Source organism: uncultured Paenibacillus sp. (assembly GCF_963515335.1).
In the GTDB taxonomy this organism is placed as follows: Bacteria; Bacillota; Bacilli; order Paenibacillales; family Paenibacillaceae; genus Paenibacillus_I.
In genome coordinates, this window is record NZ_CAUPYC010000111.1 from 1 (window position 1) to 5,318 (window position 5,318).

Here is a 5,318-nt window from a genome sequence, read left to right on the forward strand (position 1 = left end):
CGCCGTCTAACCTGCAAAATGTCGCTTATCCGCCGCCGACCCGCTTCCGGTCGCCATTTAACCTGCAAAACGTCGCTTATCCGCCGCCGACCCACCTCCAGTAACCGTCTAACCTGCAAAACGTCGCTTATTCCTCGCCGAACCGCCTTCGGTCACCCCCTCTAACCTGCCCTCTAACCAGCAAAACGTCGCTTATTTCTTTCCTGTCGGAAAGGGATAATGCCTAGAGGCGTGGGAGCCACGCTCTGCACCCTCTCCATTCACCTGCGCCGCAATCAATCAAACGCACCGCACTGCTCGAGCCTCCTCCGGCCGGACCTGGGGCAGCATTTTAGACAACCTCTTCCCGGCCTGTGATATTTTCCGGTTTGTCCGAATACATTTACCCTGTAAAGGCTGTCCGTGCGCCCGGAGTGGAACAAGGCGGATGCGGCGGATGGAGAAACGGGAGGGAGACGGATGGATCAAACGATGTGGCACCAGCTCGGCGAATCCGCGCTTGCGGAGAAGCTGAAGAGCAATCCGCAGACGGGACTGTCGGCGGCGGAGGCGGCCGAGCGGCTGAACGCGCACGGGCGCAACGAGCTTTCGGAAGGGAAGCGCGTTTCGCCGCTGACGCTGTTTTTGAACCAGTTCAAAGATTTTATGGTGCTCGTACTGGTCGGCGCGACGCTCCTTTCGGGCTTGCTCGGAGAATATCTGGATGCGGTGACGATTGTGGCGATCATCGTCATTAACGGGATTCTCGGGTTCGTGCAGGAATACAGGGCGGAGCAGTCCTTGCGTTCCCTGAAAGCTTTGTCCGCTCCGACAGCCCGCGTCATGCGCGACGGCAAAACGATCGAGCTGCCCGCCGCCCTGCTCGTACCCGGCGATATCGTCCTGCTCGAGAGCGGGGACCGGATACCGGCGGATATCCGGCTGCTGGAAACGAACGGCCTCTATGCGGAGGAATCCGCTCTGACCGGGGAGTCCGTGCCCGCTAGCAAGCATACCTTGCCGATTGCCGAGGCCGACCTGCCCGCCGGCGATATGAAGAACATCGGTTTCATGGGGACGATGGTGACCCGGGGAACCGGGCGCGGCATCGTCGTGCGAACCGGCATGGGAACGGAAATGGGCAAAATCGCTCACCTGATCGCGCAGACGGAGGCGATGGAAACGCCGCTGCAGCACAGGCTGGAGCAGCTCGGCAAAATTTTGATCGTCGTCGCGCTCGGCTTGACCGTCATGGTGGTCATTGCCGGCATTTTGCACGGACAGCCGCCGTACGGCATGTTTCTTGCAGGCGTCAGCCTGGCGGTGGCGGCGATTCCGGAAGGGCTGCCCGCCATCGTCACGATTGCGCTGGCGCTCGGCGTGCAGCGGATGATCAAACGCAAAGCGATCGTCCGCAAGCTGCCGTCGGTGGAGACGCTGGGCTGCGCGTCGGTCATTTGCTCGGATAAGACGGGGACGCTGACCCAGAATAAAATGACGGTGACGAAGCTGTGGACCGGCGGCCGAAAGCTGGACGTAACGGGCGAAGGCTACGAGCCGGCCGGAGATGTGCTCGAGAACGGCTGTCCGGCCGATCTGAAACGCGATTCGGCACTGCGGCGGATGCTGCAAATCGCCGCGCTCTGCAATAACGCCCGGCTGCTGCCGGCCCAGGAGAGGCAGGCAAAGAAAAAGAAAGAAAAAGACGAGGACCGCGAGACCTGGCTCATGAAGGGCGATCCGACCGAAGGCGCTCTGATCGTATTGGCCGCCAAGCTGGGCGTTACGGTCTCCTCGCTGGAAGGCCTGTACAAGCGGGAGAAGGAGTACCCGTTCGATTCGGAGCGGAAAAGAATGTCCGTGCTCGTCAGCCATCACGGCGGCAGGCTCGTCTGCACGAAGGGCGCGCCGGATCTGCTCATCGAGCAATGCGCCTACGCGCTGTGGGACGGCAACGTCGTGCCGTTCACGGCCACGCTGCGGCAGAAGGCCGCCGCGGCCGCCGAGGAGATGGCGCAATCCGCGCTGCGCGTGCTCGGGCTCGCCTACCGCGATCTGCGGCCGCAGGATGCGTGCGAATCGGAGCGGGATGTGGAGTGCCAGATGATTTTCGTCGGCCTTACCGGGATGATCGATCCGCCGCGCAAGGAAGTGCGCGAGGCGATCGCGACCTGCCGCAGGGCGGGAATCAAGACGGTGATGATCACCGGCGATCATCAGCTGACAGCCGAAGCGATCGCGCAGCAGCTCGGCATCGTGCCGCGGGGGGGCGGTTCGCTGAGCGGCCGGCAGCTCGCGTCGATGACCGACGAGGAACTGGACCGGATCGCGGACGATACGTATGTATATGCGCGTGTGGCGCCGGAGCACAAGCTGCGCATCGTCAAGGCGCTGCAGCGCAAAGGGCACGTCGTCGCCATGACGGGCGACGGGGTCAACGACGCGCCCGCGATCAAAGCCGCCGACATCGGCATCGCCATGGGCATCACCGGCACGGACGTGTCGAAGGAAGCGTCGGCGCTCGTGCTGTCCGACGACAACTTCGCTACGATCGTCGCCGCGATCGAGGAAGGCCGGGGCATCTACGAGAACATCCGCAAGTTCATCCGCTATTTGCTGGCATCGAACGTCGGCGAAATTTTGACGATGTTCCTGGCGATGATGGCCGGCCTGCCGCTGCCGCTCGTGCCGATTCAGATTCTATGGGTCAATCTGGTGACCGACGGCCTTCCGGCGATGGCGCTCGGCGTCGATCAGGCCGAGAAGGATTTGATGCAGCAGAAGCCGCGCCCCGCCAAGGAAAATATTTTCGCAAGGCGGCTCGGCTGGAAAATCGTCAGCCGCGGCGTGCTGATCGGCTTGTGCACGCTCGGCGCATTCTGGGTCACGCTGCAATCGAACGGCGGAAATCTCGTGGAGGCGCAGACGGTCGCGTTCGCCACGCTCGTGCTTGCGCAGCTCATCCACGTGTTCGACTGCCGTAGCTCGCGCTCCATTTTCCACCGCAATCTGCTGCAAAACCGCTACCTCGTCCTGGCCGTGCTGTCGTCGCTCGCCCTGATGTTCGCCGTGCTCTACGTCGACGCATTGCAGCCGATTTTCAAGACGGTGCCGATCGGCCTTCGGGAATGGTCCCTCGTGTTCGTGGCGGCCGGCATTCCGACGTTCCTCATGGGCATCGGAAGCGTGCTGAGCTCGCAAAGCAAAGGCAAAAGAACGCGCATTACCTATGGGTCCTCCAAGCCGGCGGCGAGATGAATCATGCGAGGAAGACCGGGCCTGCCCCGGTCTTTGTGCTGTGCAAACAAATGCAAACAATGATGCAAATGATGAATACCGTTTCACCGGAGCATCGGTTATGCTAAAAGGAAAAATGGACAACAAGCGGATTGTCCCGAAAGATAAAGGGAGTGCAAAACCGATGAAGTTTACGAAAATGCATGGGCTGGGCAACGATTTTATCGTGGTGGCGGGCGAGCGGTCTCTGCCGGACAACGCGGACCGGCTGGCGATCGAATGGTGCAACCGGTATTTCGGCATCGGGGCCGACGGACTGGTGTACATCCTGCCGTCCGCGAAAGCGGACTTCCGCATGCGGATCATCAATTCCGACGGCTCGGAGGCGGAGCAGTGCGGCAACGCCATCCGCTGCGTCGCGAAATACGTTTACGATCACGGGCTGACCGACCAAACGGAAATGACGATCGAAACGCTCGGCGCGGGCGTACAGAAGGTGCGATTGACCGTAGACAACGGCAAAGCCGTAAAAGTGCGGGTCGACATGGGCGCGCCGGTCCTCGAAGGATTGCAGGTGCCGACGACGGTCGACGCGAGTCCGGTCGTCGCCCATCCGATCGAAGTGGACGGCAGACCGTTCGCCTTTACGGCCGTCTCGATGGGCAACCCGCACTGCGTCATATACGTGGACGACGCCGTCGGCTTCGATCTTCAGACCTGGGGCCCGAAGCTTGAAACCCATCCGATGTTCCCGCGCAAAATCAACGTCGAGTTCGTGACAGTCAAATCCCGCACGCATACCGATATGCGGGTGTGGGAGCGCGGCGCAGGCCCGACGCTTGCATGCGGAACGGGCGCATGCGCGACCGTGGTCGCATCCGTGCTGAACGGCCTGACCGAGCGGACGGCGACGGTGTCGCTCAAGGGCGGCGACCTGCTGATCGAGTGGAATGAAGCGGACAATCACGTGTATATGACCGGTCCCGCGGCCGAGGTTTTCAGCGGCGAACTGGCGTAACAACCGCGTCTGCGGAGCTCAATAGAACCGACATTGGAGAAGCGGCTGCTTGCAAAGCAACTGCTTTTCCTCTTTAATAGGCTTCATGGGATGGTTGCAAAAGAAGGGGGGAACGGGCAATGAAACCGGACTTGCGGCAGGCGCTGCGGTCTTCGCTGCTGACGGGAGACGGCGCGATGGGCACCTATTTGTATCAACAGGGTTTCCCTGTCGGCGTGTCGTATGAAGAATTCAACATGATTCGGCCGGATGTCATCGAGGGCGTGCATCGGAGATATTATGAAGCCGGCGCAAGGGTGATCGAGACGAATACCTTCTCCGCGAACGCGGAGAAGCTGGCCAAATACGGCCTGGAGGGCGAGGTCGAGCGCATCAACCGGGAAGGCGTCCGCATCGCGCGCGGAGCGGTCGGCGCCGACGCGTATGTAGTAGGGGCGGTGGGATCGGTGCGCGGCGGGCGCCGCAAAAACGTGCGGACCGCGCAAGTGAAAAAGGCGTTCGAGCAGCAGATCGCCGTTCTGCTCGATGCCGGCGTGGACGGCCTGCTGCTGGAAACGTTCTACGATCTGGATGAGTTGATGCTCGCGCTCGGCGTCGCGCGGTCGATTTCCTCCGACGTGCCGGTCATCTGCCAGCTGTCGGCGCCCGACTCCGGCGCGACGCAGGACGGCATAGCGCTGGCCGACGCATTCGGACGGCTCGAGGCGGCGGGCGCCGACGCGGTCGGCTTCAACTGCGTGAACGGGCCGAACGGCATTCTGCGCGCGATCGACAACATCGGCGGACCGGTCGGCCTGCCGTTGTCGGTCTTCCCGAACGCGGGCACGCCGGATTATGTGGACGGCCGCTACACGTACACGGCGGGCCCCGATTATTTCGGCGAAACCGCCCGCCGGTTCGCGGACAGGGGAGCGCGGCTGATCGGCGGCTGCTGCGGCACGACGCCGGAGCATGTCGCGGCCATCGCGGCGGCGCTTGCCGGCTACCGGCCGCGGCCGGCGGAAGCGGCCCCGGCGGAGCTTGGGTCGTCCGTTACGGTTACGGCGAAGCCGCGAGCCGCCGCCGCTCCGGCATCGCCGGACGC

3 protein-coding genes are annotated in these 5,318 nt (G+C 62.7%); all 3 read left to right on the top strand.

The window, feature by feature from the left end:
• Nucleotides 1–459 precede the first annotated feature (459 nt).
• Nucleotides 460–3,237: a calcium-translocating P-type ATPase, SERCA-type gene (locus RWM61_RS19890; RefSeq protein WP_314004133.1), complete on the top strand. Its 2,778-nt coding sequence runs from the start codon at nucleotides 460–462 to the stop codon at nucleotides 3,235–3,237.
• A gap of 163 nt (nucleotides 3,238–3,400) precedes the next feature.
• Nucleotides 3,401–4,234, top strand: coding sequence for a diaminopimelate epimerase (gene dapF, locus RWM61_RS19895; protein ID WP_314004136.1), 834 nt, complete (start codon nucleotides 3,401–3,403; stop codon nucleotides 4,232–4,234).
• 119 nt (nucleotides 4,235–4,353) lie between these two features.
• Nucleotides 4,354–5,318: homocysteine S-methyltransferase family protein (locus RWM61_RS19900; RefSeq protein ID WP_314004139.1), on the top strand; the 965-nt coding region annotated here is incomplete at its 3' end.